At 67.6% G+C, this 19,132-nt stretch carries 16 protein-coding genes and 1 other RNA gene; 4 read left to right on the plus strand and 13 right to left on the minus strand.

What is annotated here, in order from left to right:
- Positions 1-76: 76 nt before the first annotated feature.
- Positions 77-442 carry a diacylglycerol kinase gene (locus N7640_RS18950; RefSeq protein ID WP_279905015.1) on the minus strand — a complete coding sequence of 122 codons (366 nt, stop codon included), beginning with the start codon at positions 440-442 and terminating at the stop codon, positions 77-79.
- Positions 443-631: 189 nt separating this feature from the next.
- Positions 632-1,282, minus strand: coding sequence for a response regulator transcription factor ErdR (gene erdR / locus N7640_RS18955; RefSeq protein WP_220812736.1), 651 nt, complete (start codon positions 1,280-1,282; stop codon positions 632-634).
- Positions 1,283-1,406: 124 nt separating this feature from the next.
- Here erdR and N7640_RS18960 point away from each other — a divergent pair, with 124 nt between their 5' ends.
- The gene (locus tag N7640_RS18960) at positions 1,407-2,285 is read left to right on the plus strand and encodes a DMT family transporter (RefSeq protein ID WP_279905014.1); all 879 of its coding nucleotides are present in this window, start codon (positions 1,407-1,409) and stop codon (positions 2,283-2,285) included.
- Positions 2,286-2,411: 126 nt separating this feature from the next.
- Here the strand turns inward: N7640_RS18960 and N7640_RS18965 are convergent, their stop codons facing one another.
- Entirely contained in the window at positions 2,412-3,125 is a 714-nt protein-coding gene (locus N7640_RS18965) for a DTW domain-containing protein (RefSeq protein WP_279905012.1), read from the minus strand.
- Between the two features lie 122 nt (positions 3,126-3,247).
- On the opposite strand from N7640_RS18965, the gene N7640_RS18970 reads away from it, so the two are divergent.
- Entirely contained in the window at positions 3,248-3,646 is a 399-nt protein-coding gene (locus N7640_RS18970; RefSeq protein ID WP_279905011.1) for a quorum-sensing-regulated virulence factor family protein, read from the plus strand.
- A gap of 179 nt (positions 3,647-3,825) precedes the next feature.
- A complete protein-coding gene (locus N7640_RS18975; RefSeq protein ID WP_279905010.1) occupies positions 3,826-4,905 on the plus strand; it encodes an LOG family protein in 1,080 nt (359 codons plus the stop codon).
- A gap of 48 nt (positions 4,906-4,953) precedes the next feature.
- Here N7640_RS18975 and N7640_RS18980 read toward each other — a convergent pair whose 3' ends face one another.
- From N7640_RS18980 to N7640_RS19010, 7 genes are all read right to left on the minus strand, one after another.
- Positions 4,954-5,892 carry a FecR domain-containing protein gene (locus N7640_RS18980; RefSeq protein ID WP_279905008.1) on the minus strand — a complete coding sequence of 313 codons (939 nt, stop codon included), beginning with the start codon at positions 5,890-5,892 and terminating at the stop codon, positions 4,954-4,956.
- 3 nt (positions 5,893-5,895) lie between these two features.
- A complete protein-coding gene (locus N7640_RS18985) occupies positions 5,896-6,408 on the minus strand; it encodes a sigma-70 family RNA polymerase sigma factor (protein ID WP_279905007.1) in 513 nt (170 codons plus the stop codon).
- Between the two features lie 80 nt (positions 6,409-6,488).
- Entirely contained in the window at positions 6,489-7,088 is a 600-nt protein-coding gene (recR, locus tag N7640_RS18990) for a recombination mediator RecR (RefSeq protein ID WP_220812729.1), read from the minus strand.
- A 165-nt stretch (positions 7,089-7,253) separates the two neighbouring features.
- Complete coding sequence (locus N7640_RS18995; RefSeq protein ID WP_003460931.1) at positions 7,254-7,580, minus strand: YbaB/EbfC family nucleoid-associated protein; 327 nt, start codon at positions 7,578-7,580, stop codon at positions 7,254-7,256.
- A gap of 10 nt (positions 7,581-7,590) precedes the next feature.
- Positions 7,591-9,708 (minus strand): DNA polymerase III subunit gamma/tau, encoded by a 2,118-nt coding sequence (dnaX, locus tag N7640_RS19000; protein WP_279905006.1) that lies wholly within the window; start codon positions 9,706-9,708, stop codon positions 7,591-7,593.
- Between the two features lie 146 nt (positions 9,709-9,854).
- Positions 9,855-9,951, minus strand: an RNA gene (gene ffs / locus N7640_RS19005) — signal recognition particle sRNA small type.
- An 81-nt stretch (positions 9,952-10,032) separates the two neighbouring features.
- Positions 10,033-11,667, minus strand: coding sequence for a methyl-accepting chemotaxis protein (locus N7640_RS19010; protein WP_279905005.1), 1,635 nt, complete (start codon positions 11,665-11,667; stop codon positions 10,033-10,035).
- 128 nt (positions 11,668-11,795) lie between these two features.
- Between N7640_RS19010 and N7640_RS19015 the strand changes: the two genes are divergently transcribed.
- Positions 11,796-12,074: an HU family DNA-binding protein gene (locus N7640_RS19015; protein ID WP_220812726.1), complete on the plus strand. Its 279-nt coding sequence runs from the start codon at positions 11,796-11,798 to the stop codon at positions 12,072-12,074.
- Between the two features lie 18 nt (positions 12,075-12,092).
- Here N7640_RS19015 and ligA read toward each other — a convergent pair whose 3' ends face one another.
- From ligA to smc, 3 genes are all read right to left on the minus strand, one after another.
- A complete protein-coding gene (ligA, locus tag N7640_RS19020; protein ID WP_279905002.1) occupies positions 12,093-14,480 on the minus strand; it encodes an NAD-dependent DNA ligase LigA in 2,388 nt (795 codons plus the stop codon).
- A 67-nt stretch (positions 14,481-14,547) separates the two neighbouring features.
- On the minus strand, positions 14,548-15,357 hold the full coding sequence (gene zipA, locus N7640_RS19025) for a cell division protein ZipA (RefSeq protein ID WP_220812724.1): 810 nt from the start codon (positions 15,355-15,357) through the stop codon (positions 14,548-14,550).
- A gap of 173 nt (positions 15,358-15,530) precedes the next feature.
- Positions 15,531-19,019: a chromosome segregation protein SMC gene (gene smc / locus N7640_RS19030; RefSeq protein WP_279905001.1), complete on the minus strand. Its 3,489-nt coding sequence runs from the start codon at positions 19,017-19,019 to the stop codon at positions 15,531-15,533.
- Between the last annotated feature and the right edge of the window lie 113 nt (positions 19,020-19,132).

Raw genomic sequence — 19,132 nt, forward strand, 5'->3', positions numbered from 1 at the left:
GTGAAACCCGCGCAACACATCGAGAGCGATGCGTGCAGGAGATGGCGTAGGGTGCGCCACGCGCACCGGGCTCGATTCACCCCAGCAGGATGATGCCCCAGACCAGCGCGATCACCGCCAGCGAGGTGAGCTGCGCGGCGCTGCCCATGTCCTTGGCGTTCTTCGACAGCGGATGGCGCTCCAGGGAAATGCGGTCGATCGCCGCCTCCACCGCCGAGTTGAGCAGCTCGACGATCAGCGACAGCATGCTCACCGCCACCATCAGCGCCCGCTCCACGGGGCTGACGTCGAGCCAGAAGGCCAGGGGAATCAGTACCGCGTTGAGCAGCACCAGCTGGCGGAAGGCGGCTTCGCCGACAAAGGCCGCGCGCAGGCCGTCGAAGGAATAGCCGGCGGCGTTGAGGATACGTTTCAGGCCGGTCTGGCCCTTGAATGGCGACATGGAGGAATGGCTGTCCTGAGCGATGAAGCGCGGCACCTTAGGGGCCACGCCGTCAAAAATGCGTGAAGGCTCTATGAGCCTGTTTGTAATCTTGCGAGCAAGGAGAGACGCACCGTCGTAGGAGCGGCCTTGGCCGCGAAGCTTTCTCCTGCATTGCCCGATTCGCGGCCAAGGCCGCTCCCACGGTAATCATGACCCCGGGATCGACTCCATCTGCTGCAGCAGCAGAGCCGCCTGGGTGCGGGTGCGAACGCCCAGCTTACGGAAGATGGCGGTGACATGGGCCTTGATGGTGGCCTCGGAGACACTCAGCTCGAATGCGATCTGCTTGTTCAGCAGCCCTTCGCAGACCATGGTCAGCACGCGGAACTGCTGCGGCGTCAGGCTCGCCAGGCCCGCGCTGGCGGCCTTCGCCTCGGCCGAGACAGCGGCGGCGGCGGAAACCTGCGGCGGCCACCAGACATCGCCATCGAGCACCTGGCGCACGGCCTGCTGGATGATCTCCAGCGGGCTGGACTTGGGAATGAAGCCACTGGCACCGAACTCCCGCGAGCGCGCCACCACGGCCGCCTCTTCCTGCGCCGAGATCATCACCACCGGAATCTGCGGGTACTGGCCGCGCAACAGCACCAGGCCGGAGAAGCCATAGGCGCCGGGCATGTTGAGGTCGAGCAGGACCAGGTCCCAGTCGCTCTTCTCGCCCAGGCAGGCTTCCAGTTCGGCGATGCTGGCCGCCTCGACCAGGCGGACCTCCGAGCCCAGCCCCAGGGTCAGCGCCTGCTGCAGGGCGCTGCGAAACAGCGGATGGTCGTCAGCGATGAGAATCTCGTATGCGGCCATGTACTTTCCTGTTGTTGTTGTCGAGCGGGCCAGCGAGGCGGCGCTCAGCATGCCCAGCCGTGACGGGGTGGTCAAGTTCCGTGCTTTGCGGCAAAGTCGCCAGCTTTTCCCGCCGAGAACCACCATGCGAAGCCAAGCCCTGCGCGCCGACCTGTTGATGTTGCTGACCGCGATGATCTGGGGCTCCTCCTTCGTCGCCCAGCGCCTGGGCATGGACGCCATCGGGCCCTTCCTCTATACCGGCCTGCGCTTCGCCCTCGCCACCCTGGCGCTGCTGCCGCTGGTGCTCTGGCTCAGCCGCCGCGCGACCAGCAGACCCGAACCGCTCAACCGCAGCCTGCTGCTGGGCGGCCTGGCGATGGGCCTGGCGCTGTCGCTGGGGATCAACCTGCAGCAGGTCGGCCTGCTGTTCACCAGCGTGACCAACTCCGGCTTCATCACTGGCCTGTACGTCATAGTAGTACCGCTGCTCGGCCTGCTGATCGGCCAGCGCACCGGCCTGGGCACCTGGTTGGGCGCGGGCCTGGCGGTGGTCGGCATGTTCCTGCTCAGCGTCGGCGAGGGCTTCCACGTCGCCTCCGGCGACTGGCTGCAGCTCGCCGGCGCCTTCGTCTGGGGCATCCATGTGCTGATGGTGAGCTTCTTCGCCAGCCGCCACGATCCGCTGCGCCTGGCGCTGCTGCAGTTCGCCACCTGCGCCGTGCTCAGCCTGGTCCTGGCAGTGGTGTTCGAAGAGATACGGCTGGACGCCATCCTCGCCGCCGGCCCGGCCATCCTTTATGGGGGCCTGCTCGGCGTGGCCGTGGGCTTCACCCTGCAGGTCGTCGCGCAGAAGCACGCCATCGCCTCCCACGCCGCCATCATCCTCTCCCTGGAGGCCGTGTTCGCCGCCATCGCCGGCGCGCTGCTGCTCGGCGAAGCACTGGCCCTGAAGGGCTACGCCGGTTGCGCGCTGATGTTCGCCGGCATGCTGCTGGCACAGCTGTGGCCAAGGAAGGCCTGAGCCTGCCCACGATCTCACCGCGAACCACTGTGGGAGCGGCCTCGGCCGCGAAGCTTTTTCTGCCCCACTTCGCGGCCAAGGCCGCTCCCACAGCGGAGTTTTCCCCAACACGCAGCGAATCGATATCTACAGGAAGGGCTCAAGCGCCACATGCGCCGCACTGTGCTCATCCAGCACCCAGCGGTGCTTGGCACTCAAATAGCGCTCGGTGAACAGGTCCAGCCAGGCGTCCAGGGCCACCGCCGCTTGCGGTTCGCCGGCCAGTTCGAGACACAGGGCCGCGACCTCGGCGGTGCACAGATGCTCGTCGCGCTTCGAGCGACGCAGGCGATAGCGCGAGAGCTGCTCCGGCTTCAGGCTGAGCACGGGAAAGCGGTTCAGATAGGGGCTCTTGCGGAACATCTTGCGCGCCTCGGTCCAAGTGGCGTCGAGCAAGATGAACAGTGGCCGCTTGCCGGACGGCAGCAGCGGCAACTCCTCGACCACCCGTCCGGGCTCGGCATACTCGCCGGGAAACACCACGCAGGGCGCATACTGCGGATCGTCCAGCAGCTCCAGCAGGCGCGGGTCGACGGCAGTGCGCTGCCAGCCGAAGGCATGGGTGTCGGCCACCAGATCGGCGATCAGCCAACCGGTGTTGCTCGGCTTCAGCGCCTCCACGTCATACATCAGCAAACACACACCGGCCCGCACCTCGACCCTCGGCCGCCAGGCGCACAGGCAATAGCTGGGGATCACCCGGCATCCCGGGCAGCGCTCGGCGCGCGAGCCGCGGGACACGAAAGGCTTCAGGCTGCGCGCCAGGCGCTCGGCGCGCAGGCGGGCGACGGCATGGCTCATGATCGACTCCAGGGGAAAGGCGCGCAGTCTACCCTCGCCACGGGTCAGGAGTAAGATGGAGGCCTGCTGAACCCGCACCCGGCACGCCGGTCGAAGGCAGCATCGTTCATCTGGAGATCGCCATGTCCCGCCTCATCGCCCTGTTCGCCCTCGCTGCCTTCCTGCCCGCCGCCCAGGCCGCTTCGCTGCAGGAGCACGAGCTGACCCGGATGCTCGAACAGGTCGCGAAGGAGAGCAGCGTCGGCACGCCGCGCGCGATCAACGAGGACATTCTCGACCAGGGCTATACCGTGGAAGGCAATGAACTGATCAACCACCTGAGCGTGCGTCCCGCCCACGCCGCACAGATGCGCGGCAATCCCGACAGCGTGCGCAATCAACTGGCGGCCAGTGTCTGCAAGAACACCGGCTACCGCCGGCTACTGGCCAGCGGCGCCGTGCTGCGCTACCAGTTCAGCGAGTACAAGAGCAACCTGCCGATCATCACCGAGCGCTTCGCCAAGGCCGACTGCGGCCTGTAGCTACCCTGCCCTGCCAGCCTCTCCATACCCCTGATCTCCTCGTAGTTCCCGTCGCATGACCTGGGTCAACCAGGGAGCGCGCGTTCGACCGCCAAAGCGTCACCGGTCGGGTCATACTCTCCCCTGAGGCCCGGCGCTGCGGGAAATGGCGGCAGCGCCGTCAGCAGAAGGAGATCTTCATGCCTTATGAATCGGACGATTACCTGTCCCGGCACTTTCATACCAGCGGCGTCGACCTGACCAGCAAGGTGGAGGAGCTGGTTTCCCTCGTGGTTCCCGCGGCCAGTCCGAACCTGCCGCTGTACCAGGAAATGCTCACCACCGTGATCCGCATGGCCCAGGCCGACCGCAATCGCTGGGACGCCAAGATCATGCTGCAGACACTGCGCGAGATGGAGCTGGCCTTCAGCACCCTCGAACAGTTCAAGCGCCGGCGCAAGGTCACGGTATTCGGCTCCGCACGCACGCCGACCGACCACCCCGTGTACGACCTGGCCCGCGAACTCGGCCGTACCCTCGCCCATCTCGACCTGATGGTGATCACCGGCGCCGGCGGCGGTGTGATGGCCGCGGCCCACGAAGGCGCTGGGCTGGAGAACAGCCTGGGCTTCAACATCACCCTGCCCTTCGAGCAGGGCGCCAATGCCACCGTGCAGGGCACCGCCAACCTGCTGTCGTTCCATTTCTTCTTCCTGCGCAAGCTGTTCTTCGTCAAGGAAGCCGATGCCCTGGTGCTCTGCCCGGGCGGTTTCGGCACGCTCGACGAGGCGCTGGAAGTGATGACGCTGGTGCAGACCGGCAAGAGCCCGCTGGTGCCCATCGTCCTGCTCGACGAGCCTGGTAGCGACTACTGGGAGAAGTTCCTGCAGCTGATCCGCGAACAGCTGCAGGACCGCCACTACATACTGCCCAGCGACATGCAGCTGGTGCGCCTGGTGCACAGCGCCGAAGAGGCCGGCCAGGAGATCGCACGCTTCTATCGCAACTACCACTCCTCGCGCTGGCTCAAGGATCTGTTCGCGATCCGCATGAACCACCCGCTCAACGAGGCCGCCATGGCCACCCTGCACCAGGAATTCGCCGACCTGTGCCTGAGCGGTGGCTATCGACAAGAGGCGGCCCATGAAAAGGAGCGCGACGAACCGGAGCTGTTCGACCTGCACCGGCTGAGGTTCCAGTTCAACGCCCGCCACTACGGCCGCCTGCGCGAACTGGTGGACTTCATCAACCTGCCGCAGAACTGGGCACGGAACGGTTGAGAGCCTGCGTGATTGATCAGGTGCGAGGTGTCAGAAAATTTCCGGGCGTCAGACGGGTTGCCGCGGCTCGACGGTGATCCACCAGGGCAGGCGGCGCACCACGCGCACCGGCAGGCTGGCCTCCAGCGCCGCGTAGATGCGTTCCGGCTCGGCCAGAGGGAAGGCGCCGACCAGGCGCAGGTCGGCCACCCGCGGGTCGCAGCCCAGGTGGCCGCGCTGATGGCGGGCCAGCTCGGCGACGAACTCGCCGAGCGCCATGTCGTCGGCCTGGAGGATCCCGTGGACCCAGGCCTGCATGCCCGGGCGCAACGGCGCCGGCGCATCCACCCGCAGGCCATCGAAGTGCGCCTGCTGCCCCGCCGCCAGGGCCTGGCGGCGGACGCCGACGATCTCCAGTGCGCCGCTCTGGGCCGACACCAGGTAGCCGCCACCCTGCTCGCGCACGGCGAAGCGGCCGCCCGCCACGCGCAGGCGCGCATGCTGCGTCTCCAGCCAGAGCGGCCGGGCGTCCTCGGCCACCTCGACCAGCACCTCGCCGCGGTACAGCGCCAGACGCCGCAGGCCGGCGCTGAAGTCCACGTCCAGCGCGCTGTCGGTGTTCAGCCACAGGCGGCTGCCGTCGGCCAGCTGGCGGCCGCGCACCTCGCCCACCGCCGTGCGCTGGTCGGCCCGCCATTGCTGCCAGGGCAGCGAGCGGCCGGCGAGCGCCAGCACGCTGCCGCCACCGATCAGCGACAGCACCTTGACCGCCTGGCGCCGGTCCATGCCGCGCGTTTGCAGGGCCGAGCGCGCCGCCTGGCGCTGGGGCAGGCGCTCGAACTGGCCGCTGATCGTCTCCACCCGCTGCCAGGCCTGGCGGTGCTGCGGCTGGGCCTCCAGCCAGCGCTGCCAGGCGAGGCGGTCCTGCTCGCTGGCGCGCTCGTCGCGCAGCCGGGCGAACCAGTCGGCGGCCTGCTGCAGCACGGCGAAATCGATCTGGCTGGCCATGGTTCAGCCCTCGGCCAGGGTCAAGCAGTGGAGCATGGCTTGGGCCATGTACTTCTTCACCATGCGCTCCGACACGCCGAGCCGGCCGGCGATCGTCGCGTAGGTCAGGCCGTCGAGCTGGGCCATCAGGAAGGCGTCGCGCACCTTGCCCGGCAGGCGGCGCAGCATGGCGTCGATCTGCAGCAGGGTGGCCATGATCAGCTCGCGCTCCTCCGGCGAGGGCGCGTAGCGCTCGGGCTGCAGGGCCAGGGATTCCAGGTAGGCGCGCTCGACGGCCAGGCGCCGCCAATGGTTGACCAGCAGCGAGTGGGCGATGGTCGAGAGGTAGGCGCGCGGATCGCGCAGCGGCGCCGGGTCGCGCTCCTTGCCGAGCAGCCGCAGGAAGGTGTCCTGGGCCAGGTCCGCGGCGCCCTGGCTGCAATCCATGCGTTTGCGCAGCCAGCCCTGCAGCCAGCCGTGGTGCTCGTGGTAGAGCCGTTGCAGGTCCTGCTGCCGGGAAGTCGCACTGCCTGTCATGAAAAGCGTTCGCCGCTCGCGCCCAATGAGTCGCGAATGGTAATGCTTCTCAAGTCATTTTGAACAGAGGCGCGACGCCATCAGCCGTTGATCGGCCGGCGCCCCGCCAGGGCATGGGCCAGGGTGCCGCCGTCGACCAGTTCCAGCTCGCCGCCCAGGGGCACGCCATGGGCGATGCGCGACAGCACGATGCCCTTGCCGGTGAGCATCTGGGCGATGTAGTGGGCGGTGGCCTCGCCCTCCACCGTCGGGTTGGTGGCGAGGATCACTTCGCCGAACTGGCTGGCGCCGATGTGCGCCAGCAGCTCGGGGATGCCGATGGCCTCGGGGCCCAGGCCATCCAGCGGGGACAGATGCCCCTTGAGCACGAAATAGCGGCCGCGGTAGCCGGTCTGCTCCACGGCGAACACGTCCAGCGGCCCCTCCACCACGCACAGCAGCGAGTCGTCCCGGCGCGGGTCGCTGCACTGCGGGCACAGCTCGTCCTCGCTCAGGGTGCGGCAGCGCTTGCAGTGCCCCACCCCCTCCATCGCCGCCGCCAGCGCCTGCGACAGGCGCATGCCGCCACTGCGGTCGCGCTCCAGCAACTGCAGCGCCATGCGCTGCGCGGTCTTCTGCCCCACGCCGGGCAGCAGGCGCAGCGAGTCGATCAGTTGGCGGATCAGCGGGCTGAAGCTCATGGGCAAGTGTCGCTATTCGAAAGAGGCAGCACGGAGCAAGGGGCGCTCAGGCGGCGTGCAGGGCAAGGCGCGAGAAGGCGTGGGCACCGGAGTTTACTGCGCGTAAATGAGGATGCCCGCGCCTTCGAGCAACGCAGCCATGTGCGTCGACTGGGCGGCCCGATTTCAGAAGGGCATTTTGAAGCCGGGGGGAAGCTGCATGCCTGCGGTCATGCCCGACATCTTCTCCTGGCTGTTCTGCTCGACCTTGCGCACCGCATCGTTCACCGCCGCGGCGATCAGGTCTTCCAGCACTTCCTTGTCTTCCTGCATCAGGCTGTCGTCCAGGGTGATGCGCTTGACGTCGTGGCGACCGGTCATCACCACGCTGACCAGGCCGGCGCCGGACTGGCCGGTGACCTCGGCGTTGGCCAGCTCTTCCTGCATCTTCTGCATCTTTTCCTGCATCTGCTGGGCCTGTTTCATCAGGCCTGCCATGCCACCTTTCATCATGATGCTGTCCTCAAGTGTTCAGGGGTTCGATGGAGTCCGCGCGGATCGCCGCGCCGAACTGTTGGATCATCTGCTGCACCAGCGGGTCGTCGTGGATCGACTGCTCGGCCTGGCGCTGGCGCTCGGCGCGCTTGCGCGCGGCGGCCTGGGCCGGGGTTTCCTGCTCGGGGCGGATCAGCTCGATGCGCAGCTTCAGGCTGCGCCCCAGGTGCTGGTTCAGCGCCTCGTTCAGACGACGCTGCTGGGTGGCATTGAACAGCGCGCTGTGCGCCGGGTCCAGGTGCAGCAGCCAGTCGTCGTCGCTGGCCTCGACCAGGGTGCAGTTGGCGCCGATGCTGCCGGTCATGCCGGACAGCCCCAGGCGCGGGAACAGGTCCAGCCACTCGGCAGCCAGGCCAGTGGCCGGCTGCGTCGCCGGAAGCGGCTCGGGCTCGGCTGGCGCCGCGGCCGGCACGTCGAAATCGTAGTCGAGGCTGTCGGCATCGGCCTCGTAATAGTCGTAGTCGCCGGGTGGCGGCTCGTCGTCCTCGGCATCGGCAGCCAGCTCGACGACCTGCCCCGCCGACTCGCCCAGGGGCAGCGCCACGGGTGCTTCGGCGGGTCCTTCGACGATCACGGCACGAGGCTCGGCGGGCGCCGGCTCCGGCGACGCGGGCGGACTCGGCTCGGCCACGGCGGCCGGCTCGCTCTCGGCCCAGGGCACATCGACCGTCACGGCGGGCTCGGCCACCGCCTCCAGCATGGCCGCGGACTCGGCCGGCGGCATGGTGACGACAACGGGCTCCGACTCGGGCGCGAGCGCAGCGCTGACCACCGGAGCCGGAGCCGGAGCCGGAGCCGGAGCCGGGACAGGTTCGGCCGGTGGCGAGGGTTGCGCAACAACCGGAGCAACCGGAGCAACCGGAGCAACCGGAGCAACCGGAGCAACGATAGCGGCCGGCGCGGCGACGGGGGCCGGGCCGGCCACCGGGGTCTGGTCGGAATCAGCTGTGGCCTTGCTGATCCCCAGGTCCTTTAAAGGTGACCTCGGCGCCCCGTCGGCATCGGCCGGGCGGAACGCCAGCATGCGCAGCAGCACCATCTCGAAGCCGCCGCGTGGGTCCGGCGCCAGCGGCAGGTCGCGGCGGCCGATCAGGCCCATCTGGTAGTAGAACTGCACGTCCTCGGCCGGCAACGCGCGGGCCAGGGCCAGCACCCTGTCGCGGTCGCCCTGGCCGTTGTCCACCGCCTCCGGCAGGGCCTGGGCGATGGCCACCCGGTGCAGCACATTGAGCATTTCCGACAGCACGCCGTTCCAGTCCGGCCCCTGCTCGGCCAGTTGGCGCACGGCCTCCAGCAGCGCGCGGGCGTCACCTTCCAGCAGCGCGTGCAACACGCCGTAGACCTGGCCATGGTCGAGGGTGCCGAGCATCGCGCGCACGTCGGCCGCCAGCACCTTGCCCTCGCCGAAGGCGATGGCCTGGTCGGTCAGGCTCATGGCATCGCGCATCGAGCCGTCGGCGGCGCGGCCCAGCAGCCACAGGGCGTCCTCCTCGAAGGGAATGTTCTCGGCGGTCAGCACATGGGTCAGGTGCTCGACCACCCGCTCCGGCGGCATGTTCTTCAGGGAGAACTGCAGGCAGCGCGAGAGGATGGTGACCGGCAGCTTCTGCGGGTCGGTGGTGGCGAGCAGGAACTTGACGTGAGGCGGCGGCTCCTCAAGGGTCTTGAGCAGCGCGTTGAACGAGTGCGTGGACAGCATGTGCACTTCGTCGATCAGGTAGACCTTGTAGCGGCCGCGGGTCGGCGCGTACTGCACGTTCTCCAGCAGCTCGCGGGTGTCCTCGACCTTGGTGCGGCTCGCGGCGTCCACCTCGATCAGGTCGACGAAGCGGCCCTCGTCGATCTCCCGGCACACCGAACACTGCCCGCACGGGCTGGCGCTGATGCCGGTCTCGCAGTTCAGGCACTTGGCGATGATCCGCGCGATGGTGGTCTTGCCCACGCCACGAGTGCCGGTGAACAGGTAGGCATGGTGCAGGCGCTGGCTGTCCAGCGCGTTGATCAGGGCCTTGAGCACATGGGTCTGGCCGACCATCTCGCGGAAGCTGCGCGGGCGCCATTTACGTGCAAGAACCTGATAACTCATGAAAAACCGTCGCGGCTGGGAGAGCGGAAGTGGCTAATCCTAGCGGAGCACCGGGCAAATTGCACCCGCCGGCCAATCGAGGGCCGAACCGAGGCGCGCCGCCATGGATAGCAACAAAGACAGAATGGAGAGGAGATTGGAGGCGGCCCCACCAGCCACACCCCGGCACACGATGTCACCGCTACGGCTGCTCCCTTCCGGGCCTGACCGGGTTCACGGCTGATCGTTGCGGGGGGACCGATGGGACCACCATAACGAAGCCCGTCGAACGACGGGCCGCGCCATTGTACTGGTAAACCGATAACTTACAACCGCTTCAACCACTTACACGCGGAAGCGGCCGACCAGCTGGGCCAGCCCGTGGGACAGCTCGGACAGCCGGGCGCTGGCCTGGGTGCTCTGCTCCGAGGTCTGCGCCGCCTCGTTGGACAGGTCGCGGATATCGCTGATGTTGCGGGCGATCTCCTCGGTCACGCTGCTCTGCTCCTCGCAGGCGGTGGCGATCTGCGCGGCCATGTCGTTGATCCGGGCGACCGAATCGCCGGTGGCCGACAGCGCGCCGTCCACGCCGGCGGCACGCTCCACGCTGTCGCGGGCCTTGGCGCTGCCCGAATGCATGGCAGTGACCGCGTTCTGCACGCCGGACTGCAGGCGCTCGATCATCTGCTGGATGTCCTTGGTCGAGTCCTGGGTGCGCGCGGCCAGGGCGCGCACCTCGTCGGCCACCACGGCAAAGCCGCGGCCCTGCTCGCCGGCCCGCGCCGCCTCGATGGCGGCGTTGAGGGCGAGCAGGTTGGTCTGTTCGGCGATGCCCTTGATCACCGCCAGCACGGCGCCGATGTTGGCGGTTTCCTGCTCCAGGGTCTGGATAGAATCGGAGGCACTCTCGACCTCGTGGGCCAGCTGACGGATGGCGTGGATGGTCGCGCCGACCACCTGAGCGCCCTCGCGCGACTGCACCTCGGCGCTGCGCGCGGCATCGGCCGCGTTCTGCGCGTTGCGCGCCACCTCGTTCACCGCCGCGCTCATCTCGGTGGCGGCGGTGCTGACCTGATCGACCGCCGCGTGCTCGCTGCTGATCAGCCGGTCGTTGGCCGCCGCCATGCCGGCCAGCGACTGGGCCGAGTCGGCCACCTCGCCGGTGACCCGGCCGACCTCGCGGATCAGCGGTTGCAGCTTGTCGAGGAAGCGGTTGAAAGCATCGCTGAGCTGGCCCAGTTCGTCCCGCGACAGCACTTCCAGGCGCACGCGCAGGTCGCCATCGCCCTCGGCGATCTGCTCGATGCGATGGAGCAGATTGTGTAGCGGACGGGTCACCAGCACCGGGAAGCCCAGCACCAGCACCACGCAGAGCAGCAGGCCGATGGCGATCACCATGCCCTGCTGCCAGCTGCGCCGGTCGCCCAATTCGATGGCGGCGGCGCCTTCGGCATTGGCCGCGCCGTCCTCCAGCTCGCCGAGCTGGTCGATGGGCGCGCGCGCCGCCTCGAAGTGCGCCTCGCTGTCGCCATAGCTGAGCGTCGAGGCCGCCGTCGGGTCGTTGGCGGAAAGCTCGACCACCCGACTGGAAGTGGCCTTCCACTGGGCGAAGCCCCGGTCGAAATCGGCCACGAGCCTTTCCGCCTCCGGCCCCGGCTGCATCTGTGCGTACTTGTGGACGCGGTCGTAGGCCTGCTGCAGGTTCTCCGCATGGGAGGCCTTCAACGCATCGGCGTACTGCCCCGCCGCCTCGTCGAGCAGGCTGCGCTCGGCGACGAAGGCCTGGTAGAGGTCGCGGTCGGCATTCAGCAGCAGGCTGATGGCGGGCAGGTAGCGGTTGGTCAGGCGGGTACTGGAGTCGGCCACCTGGCCGATGCCCTGCATGCCCAGCCCGCCCATCACCAGCAGCAGCACGGCGAGCAGCAGGATCGGCAGGGCGATTTTCCAGCGGAAACCGAGATCGGCGAACAGACGCGGCATGATCGACTCCGGGGCGGATGATGTTGTTATGCCTCCAGCATAGTCGCCCTCATTCTTCGCTGCTTTGTGGTAGCGTGCCCGCCTCGAAGCCCGCCCCGGGCACTTTCTTACCTCCAGGGAGCGCCCCCATGGCCATCACCAAAGACCAGCTGATTTCCGACCTCGCCGAAGCCACCGATCTGCAGAAGAGCGACGTGCGCGCCCTGCTCGAACAACTCGGAGACATCGTGGCCGACGCCCTGGAAAACGACGGCGAGATCAGCCTGCCCGGCATCGGCAAGCTCAAGGTGGCCGAGCGCCCGGCGCGCACCGGACGCAATCCGGCGACCGGCAAGGCGATCCAGATTGCGGCGAAACGGGCGGTCAAGCTGGTGCCGGCCAAGGCCCTGGTCGACGGGCTGAACTGAGCGTCCAACCCGCCCGCTTCAGGGCGCGATACCGTACTCGCCCAGCAGAGCGAGGAACTGCGCCTCGTCCAGCACTTTCACACCGAGTTCGTTGGCCTTGGTCAGCTTGGAACCGGCCCCCGGCCCCGCCACCACGCAGGCGGTCTTGGCCGAGACCGAGCCGGCAACCTTGGCGCCCAGGCTTTCCAGCTTCTCCTTGCCGACATCGCGGCTCATCGCCTCGAGGGTGCCGGTCAGAACCCAGGTCTGCCCGGCCAGCGGCAGGCCTTCTGCCACCTTCTTCTCGCTCGCCCAGTGCATGCCGAAGTCGCGCAGCTGCGACTCGATGGCGCTGGCGCGGGCGACCTTGACCGGGTCGGCGAAGAACTCGCGCAGCGACTGCTTGGCCCGCTCGTTGAGCCCCTTGAGCACCGACAGCTCCAGCCAGTCCTGGGCGAGCGCGATCACGCCCTCCAGGCTGCCGGCCTTGTCCGCCAGCTTCTGCGCGCCGGTGGCGGCGATGAAGGGGATGTCGAGGCGGTCGAGGAACTCGCCCAGGGTGGCGCAGGCGGCGAACTCGGCGTGCAGCTCGCCCTCCTCCTGCAGCTCCACGCCACGCTCCAGCAGCTGGGCGATGACCGTGCGGTTGTGCTCGTCGGCGAAGAAGTTGCTGATCTCGTAGGCCACCTCGGCGCCCACGTCCGGCAGCCAGGTCAGCACCTCGGGCAGCGCCACCTGTATGCGCCGCAGCGAACCCAGGGCCCGGGCCAGCAGCTTCGCCGTCTCCTCTCCCACGTCGGGAATGCCGAGGGCGAAGATGAAGCGCGCCAGCGGCGGCCGCTTGCTGCCCTCGATGGCCGCCAGCAGGTTGCGGGTGGAGAGGTCGGCGAAGCCTTCCAGGGCCACCACCTGCTCGTAGGTCAGGGTGTAGAGGTCGGCCGGCGAGGCGATCAGGCCGGTGTCCACCAGCTGCTCGACGATCTTGTCGCCGAGCCCGTCGATGTCCATGGCACGGCGCGACACGTAGTGGATGATCGCCTGCTTGAGCTGGGCCTGGCAGCTGAGGCGGCCGACGCAACGGTACACCGCGCCTTCGCTGACGCTCTCCCGCCCTTTGCTGCGCTTGACCAGCTGGGTGCGCTCGACGTGGGAGCCGCACACCGGGCACAGCTCGGGAATGCACACCGGGCGCGCATCGGCCGGGCGGCGCTCGGCGACCACCTGCATCACCTGCGGGATCACGTCGCCAGCGCGGCGGATGATCACCGTGTCGCCGATCATCAGGCCGAGACGCGCCACCTCGTCCATGTTGTGCAGGGTGGCGTTGGACACGGTGACGCCGGCCACCTTGACCGGCCGGAGCCGGGCCACCGGGGTCACGGCGCCGGTGCGGCCAACCTGGAATTCCACGTCGAGCAGCTCGGTCAGCTCCTCGCTGGCCGGGAACTTGTGGGCGATGGCCCAGCGCGGCTCGCGGGCGCGGAAGCCCAGTTCGCGCTGCTGGCCGATGCTGTTGACCTTGAACACCACACCGTCGATCTCGTAGGCCAGGCCCTGGCGCCGGTCGCCGATGTCCCGGTAGTAGGCCAGGCACTCGTCGGCGCCCTTGGCCAGCTTCAGCTCGCGACTGATCGGCAGGCCCCAGGCCTTGAGCTGGTGCAGCATGTCGAACTGGGTGGCCGGCAGCGTGCCATCGACCTGGCCGACGCCGTAGCAGCAGAACTCCAGCGGGCGGCTGGCGGTGATCCTCGAATCCAGTTGGCGCAGGCTGCCGGCTGCGGCGTTGCGCGGGTTGGCGAAGGTCTTGCCGCCCTGCTCCGCCTGGCTGGCGTTGAGCTTCTCGAAGCCGGCCCGGGACATGAACACCTCGCCGCGCACCTCCAGCAACGCGGGCCAGCCCTGGCCCTGTAACTTCAGCGGCACGTTGCGGATGGTACGCACGTTGGCGCTGATGTCCTCGCCGGTGGTGCCGTCGCCGCGGGTAGCGCCCCGCACCAGCTGGCCGTTCTCGTACAGCAGGCTGACCGCCAGGCCATCCAGCTTGGGCTCGCAGCTGTACTCCACCGCGGCGCCGAACAGATCGTCTGCGGGCAGGTCCAGCCCCTCGCGCACCCGGCGGTCGAAGTCGAGCAGGTCGGCCTCCTCGAAGGCGTTGCCCAGGCTGAGCATCGGGATCTCGTGACGGATCTGGCCGAAGGCGCTGAGCGCCGCGCCGCCCACTCGCTGGGTCGGCGAGTCGGGCGTCACCAGTTCGGGATGCTCGGCCTCCAGCGCCTTCAACTCGTTGAACAGACGGTCGTACTCGGCGTCCGGGATACTTGGCTCGTCCAGCACGTAGTAGCGGTAGTTGTGCTCGTCCAGTTCGGCGCGAAGCTCGAGAACGCGTCGGGCAGCGATCTGTCGGGCTGCGGTCTGGGAGTCGGTCATGGTGCGCGTGTCCTTGGAAACGACAAGAGCAGCCTAGGCTGCTCTTGGAGGGTATGTGGCGAAGCGGTCAGCGCTTGCCGGCGAGCTGCTGCTTGCGCTCGAACTCGACGATGCGCTGGCGGTAGTGCTCGATGGTCTGCGCGGTCATCACGCTGCGCTGGTCGTCCTTCAGCTCGCCGTTCAGCTCGTGGGCCAACTTGCGGGCGGCGGCGATCATCACGTCGAAGGCCTGCTTGGGATGACGCGGGCCCGGCAGGCCGAGGAAGAAACTCACCGCCGGGGTGTAGAACAGTTCGAAATCGTCCAGATCGAAAGTGCCCGGCTTGACGCCGTTGGCCATGGAGAACAGCACCTCGCCGTTGCCGGCCATGCTTTCGTGGCGGTGGAAGATGTCCATCTCGCCGAAGCGCAGGCCGCTTTCCAGAATGTTCTGCAACAGTGCCGGGCCCTTGAAGCCATCGGCGTCGCGGGCAATCACATTGATCACCAGCACTTCCTCCACCGGCAGTGGCTCCCTGGCCGGTTTGGCGGGCTCTTCGTCCTCTTCCTCGACCGGGGTCAGCAGGGTCGGCACCGGCTCGTCGGTGTCCAGTGCCAGGTCGCCCTGCTTCGGCTCGATGTTGCGCCGGCGATTGATCTCGCTGGCGCTGACGGTCGGCATGTCCGCTTCGTTGAATTCGGGTTCGAGCTTGCGATCGATGACTCGCGCGGGGCCGAGCAGGTCGGGATCGGTATCGTCGTCGGGCAGGTTGCTGAAACTGTGGTCCAGCTTGAACTTCAGCTTGCCGCTGCCGCCGCGCATGCGGCGCCAGCCATCAAATAGAATGCCAACGATGACGATGACTCCCACGACGATCAGCCAATAGCGCAGCTCCATGAAACTCCCAAGCCCCTGAACGATGAAAATGTAATGAAAATAAGGGCTTCCTGCCCCTTTGGAACGCGAACAACCCTATGTTTCTGCAGTCGTTTTCGCGCGTAACAAAAGTGTGGCCTAAGCTAGCACGACGAACGGTAAATGTGCACCGCCGCAAGGCATTTCCTGAAGTTTCACGCCTCCACGAGGTTCATCGCCTCTTCCACATCCACCGCCACCAGACGCGAGCATCCCGGCTCGTGCATGGTCACACCCATCAACTGATCGGCCATCTCCATCGCGATCTTGTTGTGGGTGATGTAGATGAACTGCACCGTCTCCGACATCTCCTTAACCAGGCGTGCATAACGACCGACGTTGGCGTCGTCGAGCGGCGCGTCCACTTCATCGAGCATGCAGAAGGGTGCTGGGTTCAATTTGAAAATAGCGAATACCAGGGCCAGGGCGGTCAACGCCTTCTCGCCGCCCGACAGCAGGTGGATAGTGCTGTTCTTCTTGCCCGGAGGGCGGGCCATGATGGCCACGCCGGTGTCGAGCAGGTCCTCGCCCGTCAGCTCCAGATAAGCATGGCCGCCGCCGAACACCTTGGGGAACAGCGCCTGCAGGCCGGAGTTGATCTGATCGAAGGTTTCCTTGAAGCGGTTGCGGGTTTCCCGGTCGATCTTGCGGATGACGTTTTCCAGGGTGTCGAGCGCTTCCACCAGGTCGGCGTCCTGGGCGTCTAGGTAGCGCTTGCGCTCGGACTGCTGCTGGTATTCGTCGATGGCCGCCAGGTTGATCGGCCCGAGCCTGGCGATACGGGCGGCGAGACGCTCCAGCTCCTCCTCCCAGGCCTGCTCGCCAGCCTCGGATGGCAGGGTCACCAGCACGCCGTGCAGGTCGTAGCCTTCCTCCAACAGTTGCTCCTGCAAGGCCTTGCGACGCACGCTCAGCGCCTGCCAGTCCATGCGCTGCTGCTCCAACTGCCCGCGCAACAGCTGCGCCTGCTGCTCGGCCTGGCTGCGGCGCTTCTCGGCTTCGCGCAGCTCACGGTCAGCATCTTCCAGGGCCAGGCGGGCGAGCTTCAGCTCGTCCTCCACGCCCATGCGCTTCTCCAGCAGTTCCTCGAGCTTCATGCGCAGCTCTTCCAGCGGCGCGGCGCCCTCCTCCAGATTGAGGCTGAGCTGCTCGCGACGCTCGATGGCGCGCTCGAACTGCATTTCCAGGCGTTCCAAGGCCTGGCGCGTGGATTCGTGCTGGGCCTTGATCGAACCGAGGCGCACCGCCAGCTGATGGGCATGGTCCTTGTGCTGGCGGGCCTCCTGGCGCACCCGGTCGAGGCGCTCGCGCAACTGGTCCCGCGTGATCAGCAATGCCTCGCGCTGCTCAGTGTCGGTCGCCATGGCGTCCAGTGCGTCCTGCAGCACCAGGCGCGACTCGCCCAGTTGCTCCTGCTCCAGTTCGCGCTGCTCGGCGGTCTCACCCTGTTCTTCCTCCAGGCGGCGGCGACGCAAGGCCAGCTGCTCGACCTTGGCCTGACCTGCGGACAGCCTGGCCTTCAATTCGCCCTGGCGACGTGACTCGTCCTGGACCAGGCGACGCTGCTGCTCGCGCGCCTCCTCCTGCTCGCGCTGGCGGGTGCGCAGTCGTTGCAGGCGCTCGTCCAAGTCAGCGAGGACCGCTTCGCGCTCCTCGCGCTCGCCCTGCAGACGCTCCAGCTCCTGGCCACGAGCCAGCACGCCGCTTTCGGCCTCACTGGCCCGGCGTACCCGCAGAAAGTGGCGACCGACCCAGTAGCCATCGCGGCTGATCAGCGATTCGCCATCGCCGAGCTGCAGACGCAGAGCCAGGGCCTGCTCCAGGCTCTCCACGGGGCGCACCCGGGCCAGCCAGGGCGCCAGATCGATAGCGGACTCGACCTTGTCCAGCAGGCTGCCGGCCACCCGCGAACCGCCACCCTGCGGGTTGATCAGGCGCAGCTCGCCCTGGTCGAAGCCGCCCAGGTCCAGACCTGCGAAATCGTCCAGCAGCACGGCCTGCAGATCGGCACCGAGCACGGTCTCGACCGCCAGCTCCCAGCCGCTCTCCACGCGCAGCCCCTCGGCCAGGCGGGGACGATGACTCAACTGCTGGTCTTTCAACCATTCGGCGGCGCCCTTGCCCGGGTTCAGCGCGGCCTGCTGCAGCGCCTCCAGCGAAGCGAGGCGACCGTTCAGCCGCTGCAGCTCACCCTGGGCCTGCTGCTGGGCCTGAGTAGCCTCCTGCAGTTCAGTGCGTAGCCGTTCCAGGCCCTCGGCCTGGTCGCCCTCGGCAGCCTGTAGCTCTTCCAGCTGCAATTCGCTGGCGGCCAGCTGCTCGGCCAGTTCGAGAATGGCGGCGTCTTCCGGGTCGGCGGACAGCTGGCTCAGTTCGTCCCCGAGACGGCGCTGGCGCTCGACCAGACGCTCCAGGCTCTGTTCGAGCTGGGCGATGCGGGCCTGCTGCACTTCGGCCTGGCGACGCGGTTCGGCGCTGCGCTGGTTGAAGCCCTCCCACTGCTCCTGCCAACCATGCATGGCGCTTTCCGCTTCTTCCAGAGCAGCAGCGGATTCCTCGGCGGCGGCACTGGTGATCTCCTGCTCCGGCTCGAGCATGGCCAACTCTTCGCCCAGCGTCGCCAGCAGGGTACGGTCATGGCCGAGGTGGGATTCGGTCTCCAGGCGTGCCCGCTCAGCCTCGTTGAGATCATCCTGCAACTGGCGCAGGCGCTGCTGCCCGTGCTGGATGCTCTGCTCGACCCGGGCGATATCGCCGCCCACGGAATAGAAGCGGGCCTGGACCTGGTTGAAGCGCTCGGACAGCTCATGGTGACCGTCGCGCAGCCGCTCGATGCTCGCGTCGGCGCTGCGCTGCTCGGCCACCAGCGCCTCGTAGGCCACCTCCTGGTCGCCTATCACCTGCTCGCGGCCGCCCACCTGCTGATTCAGGGCCTGCCAGCGCAGTGCCGAGAGCTGAGCCTTGAGCTGGCGCTCTTCGGCCTTGTACTCCTGATACTTCTCGGCGGCCTGGGCCTGGCGGTGCAGACGCTCGAGCTGGCGCTCCAGTTCCTCGCGCAGGTCGGTCAGGCGCGCCAGGTTCTCCTGGGTGCGGCGGATGCGGCTCTCGGTTTCCCGCCGGCGCTCCTTGTACTTGGAGATGCCGGCGGCTTCCTCAATGAAATTGCGCAAGTCTTCCGGCTTGGCCTCGATCAGCTTGGAGATCATGCCCTGCTCGATGATCGAGTAGCTGCGCGGTCCCAGACCGGTGCCGAGGAAGATATCGGTGATGTCGCGGCGACGACACTTGGTGCCGTTGAGGAAATAGGTGTTCTGCCCGTCCCGGGTGACCCGGCGGCGGATGGAAATCTCCGCGAAAGCCGCGTACTCACCCACCAGGGTGTTATCGCTGTTGTCGAAGATCAGCTCGATGGAAGCCTGGGTCACCGGCTTGCGGGTGTTGGAGCCGTTGAAGATGACGTCGGTCATCGACTCGCCACGAAGGTTCTTCGCCGAACTCTCGCCCATCACCCAGCGTACGGCGTCGATGATGTTCGACTTGCCGCAGCCATTGGGGCCGACCACAGCCGCCATGTTGCTCGGGAAACTGACCGTCGTGGGATCGACGAAGGATTTGAAACCTGCCAGCTTGATGCACTTGAGCCGCATATCGGGGTTGTTCCTCAACCTCTAGTTCAGGCTGCGCAGGCAGCGGACCAATTCATGGGAAAACGCTCCTTCAAGCCTACCGCAAGCGCCCTCTTCCCGCATGCCTGTCAGGT

Source organism: Pseudomonas sp. GD04015 (assembly GCF_029837675.1).
GTDB classification, from domain to species: domain Bacteria; phylum Pseudomonadota; class Gammaproteobacteria; order Pseudomonadales; family Pseudomonadaceae; genus Aquipseudomonas; species Aquipseudomonas paralcaligenes.

Bases quoted from the DNA above. Each gene is read 5' to 3' on its own strand.
- N7640_RS18950 (WP_279905015.1), bottom strand. From the start codon at position 442: ATGTCGCCATTCAAGGGCCAGACCGGCCTGAAACGTATCCTCAACGCC.
- erdR (WP_220812736.1), bottom strand. From the start codon at position 1,282: ATGGCCGCATACGAGATTCTCATCGCTGACGACCATCCGCTGTTTCGC.
- N7640_RS18960 (WP_279905014.1), top strand. From the start codon at position 1,407: ATGCGAAGCCAAGCCCTGCGCGCCGACCTGTTGATGTTGCTGACCGCG.
- N7640_RS18965 (WP_279905012.1), bottom strand. From the start codon at position 3,125: ATGAGCCATGCCGTCGCCCGCCTGCGCGCCGAGCGCCTGGCGCGCAGC.
- N7640_RS18970 (WP_279905011.1), top strand. From the start codon at position 3,248: ATGTCCCGCCTCATCGCCCTGTTCGCCCTCGCTGCCTTCCTGCCCGCC.
- N7640_RS18975 (WP_279905010.1), top strand. From the start codon at position 3,826: ATGCCTTATGAATCGGACGATTACCTGTCCCGGCACTTTCATACCAGC.
- N7640_RS18980 (WP_279905008.1), bottom strand. From the start codon at position 5,892: ATGGCCAGCCAGATCGATTTCGCCGTGCTGCAGCAGGCCGCCGACTGG.
- N7640_RS18985 (WP_279905007.1), bottom strand. From the start codon at position 6,408: ATGACAGGCAGTGCGACTTCCCGGCAGCAGGACCTGCAACGGCTCTAC.
- recR (WP_220812729.1), bottom strand. From the start codon at position 7,088: ATGAGCTTCAGCCCGCTGATCCGCCAACTGATCGACTCGCTGCGCCTG.
- N7640_RS18995 (WP_003460931.1), bottom strand. From the start codon at position 7,580: ATGATGAAAGGTGGCATGGCAGGCCTGATGAAACAGGCCCAGCAGATG.
- dnaX (WP_279905006.1), bottom strand. From the start codon at position 9,708: ATGAGTTATCAGGTTCTTGCACGTAAATGGCGCCCGCGCAGCTTCCGC.
- N7640_RS19010 (WP_279905005.1), bottom strand. From the start codon at position 11,667: ATGCCGCGTCTGTTCGCCGATCTCGGTTTCCGCTGGAAAATCGCCCTG.
- N7640_RS19015 (WP_220812726.1), top strand. From the start codon at position 11,796: ATGGCCATCACCAAAGACCAGCTGATTTCCGACCTCGCCGAAGCCACC.
- ligA (WP_279905002.1), bottom strand. From the start codon at position 14,480: ATGACCGACTCCCAGACCGCAGCCCGACAGATCGCTGCCCGACGCGTT.
- zipA (WP_220812724.1), bottom strand. From the start codon at position 15,357: ATGGAGCTGCGCTATTGGCTGATCGTCGTGGGAGTCATCGTCATCGTT.
- smc (WP_279905001.1), bottom strand. From the start codon at position 19,019: ATGCGGCTCAAGTGCATCAAGCTGGCAGGTTTCAAATCCTTCGTCGAT.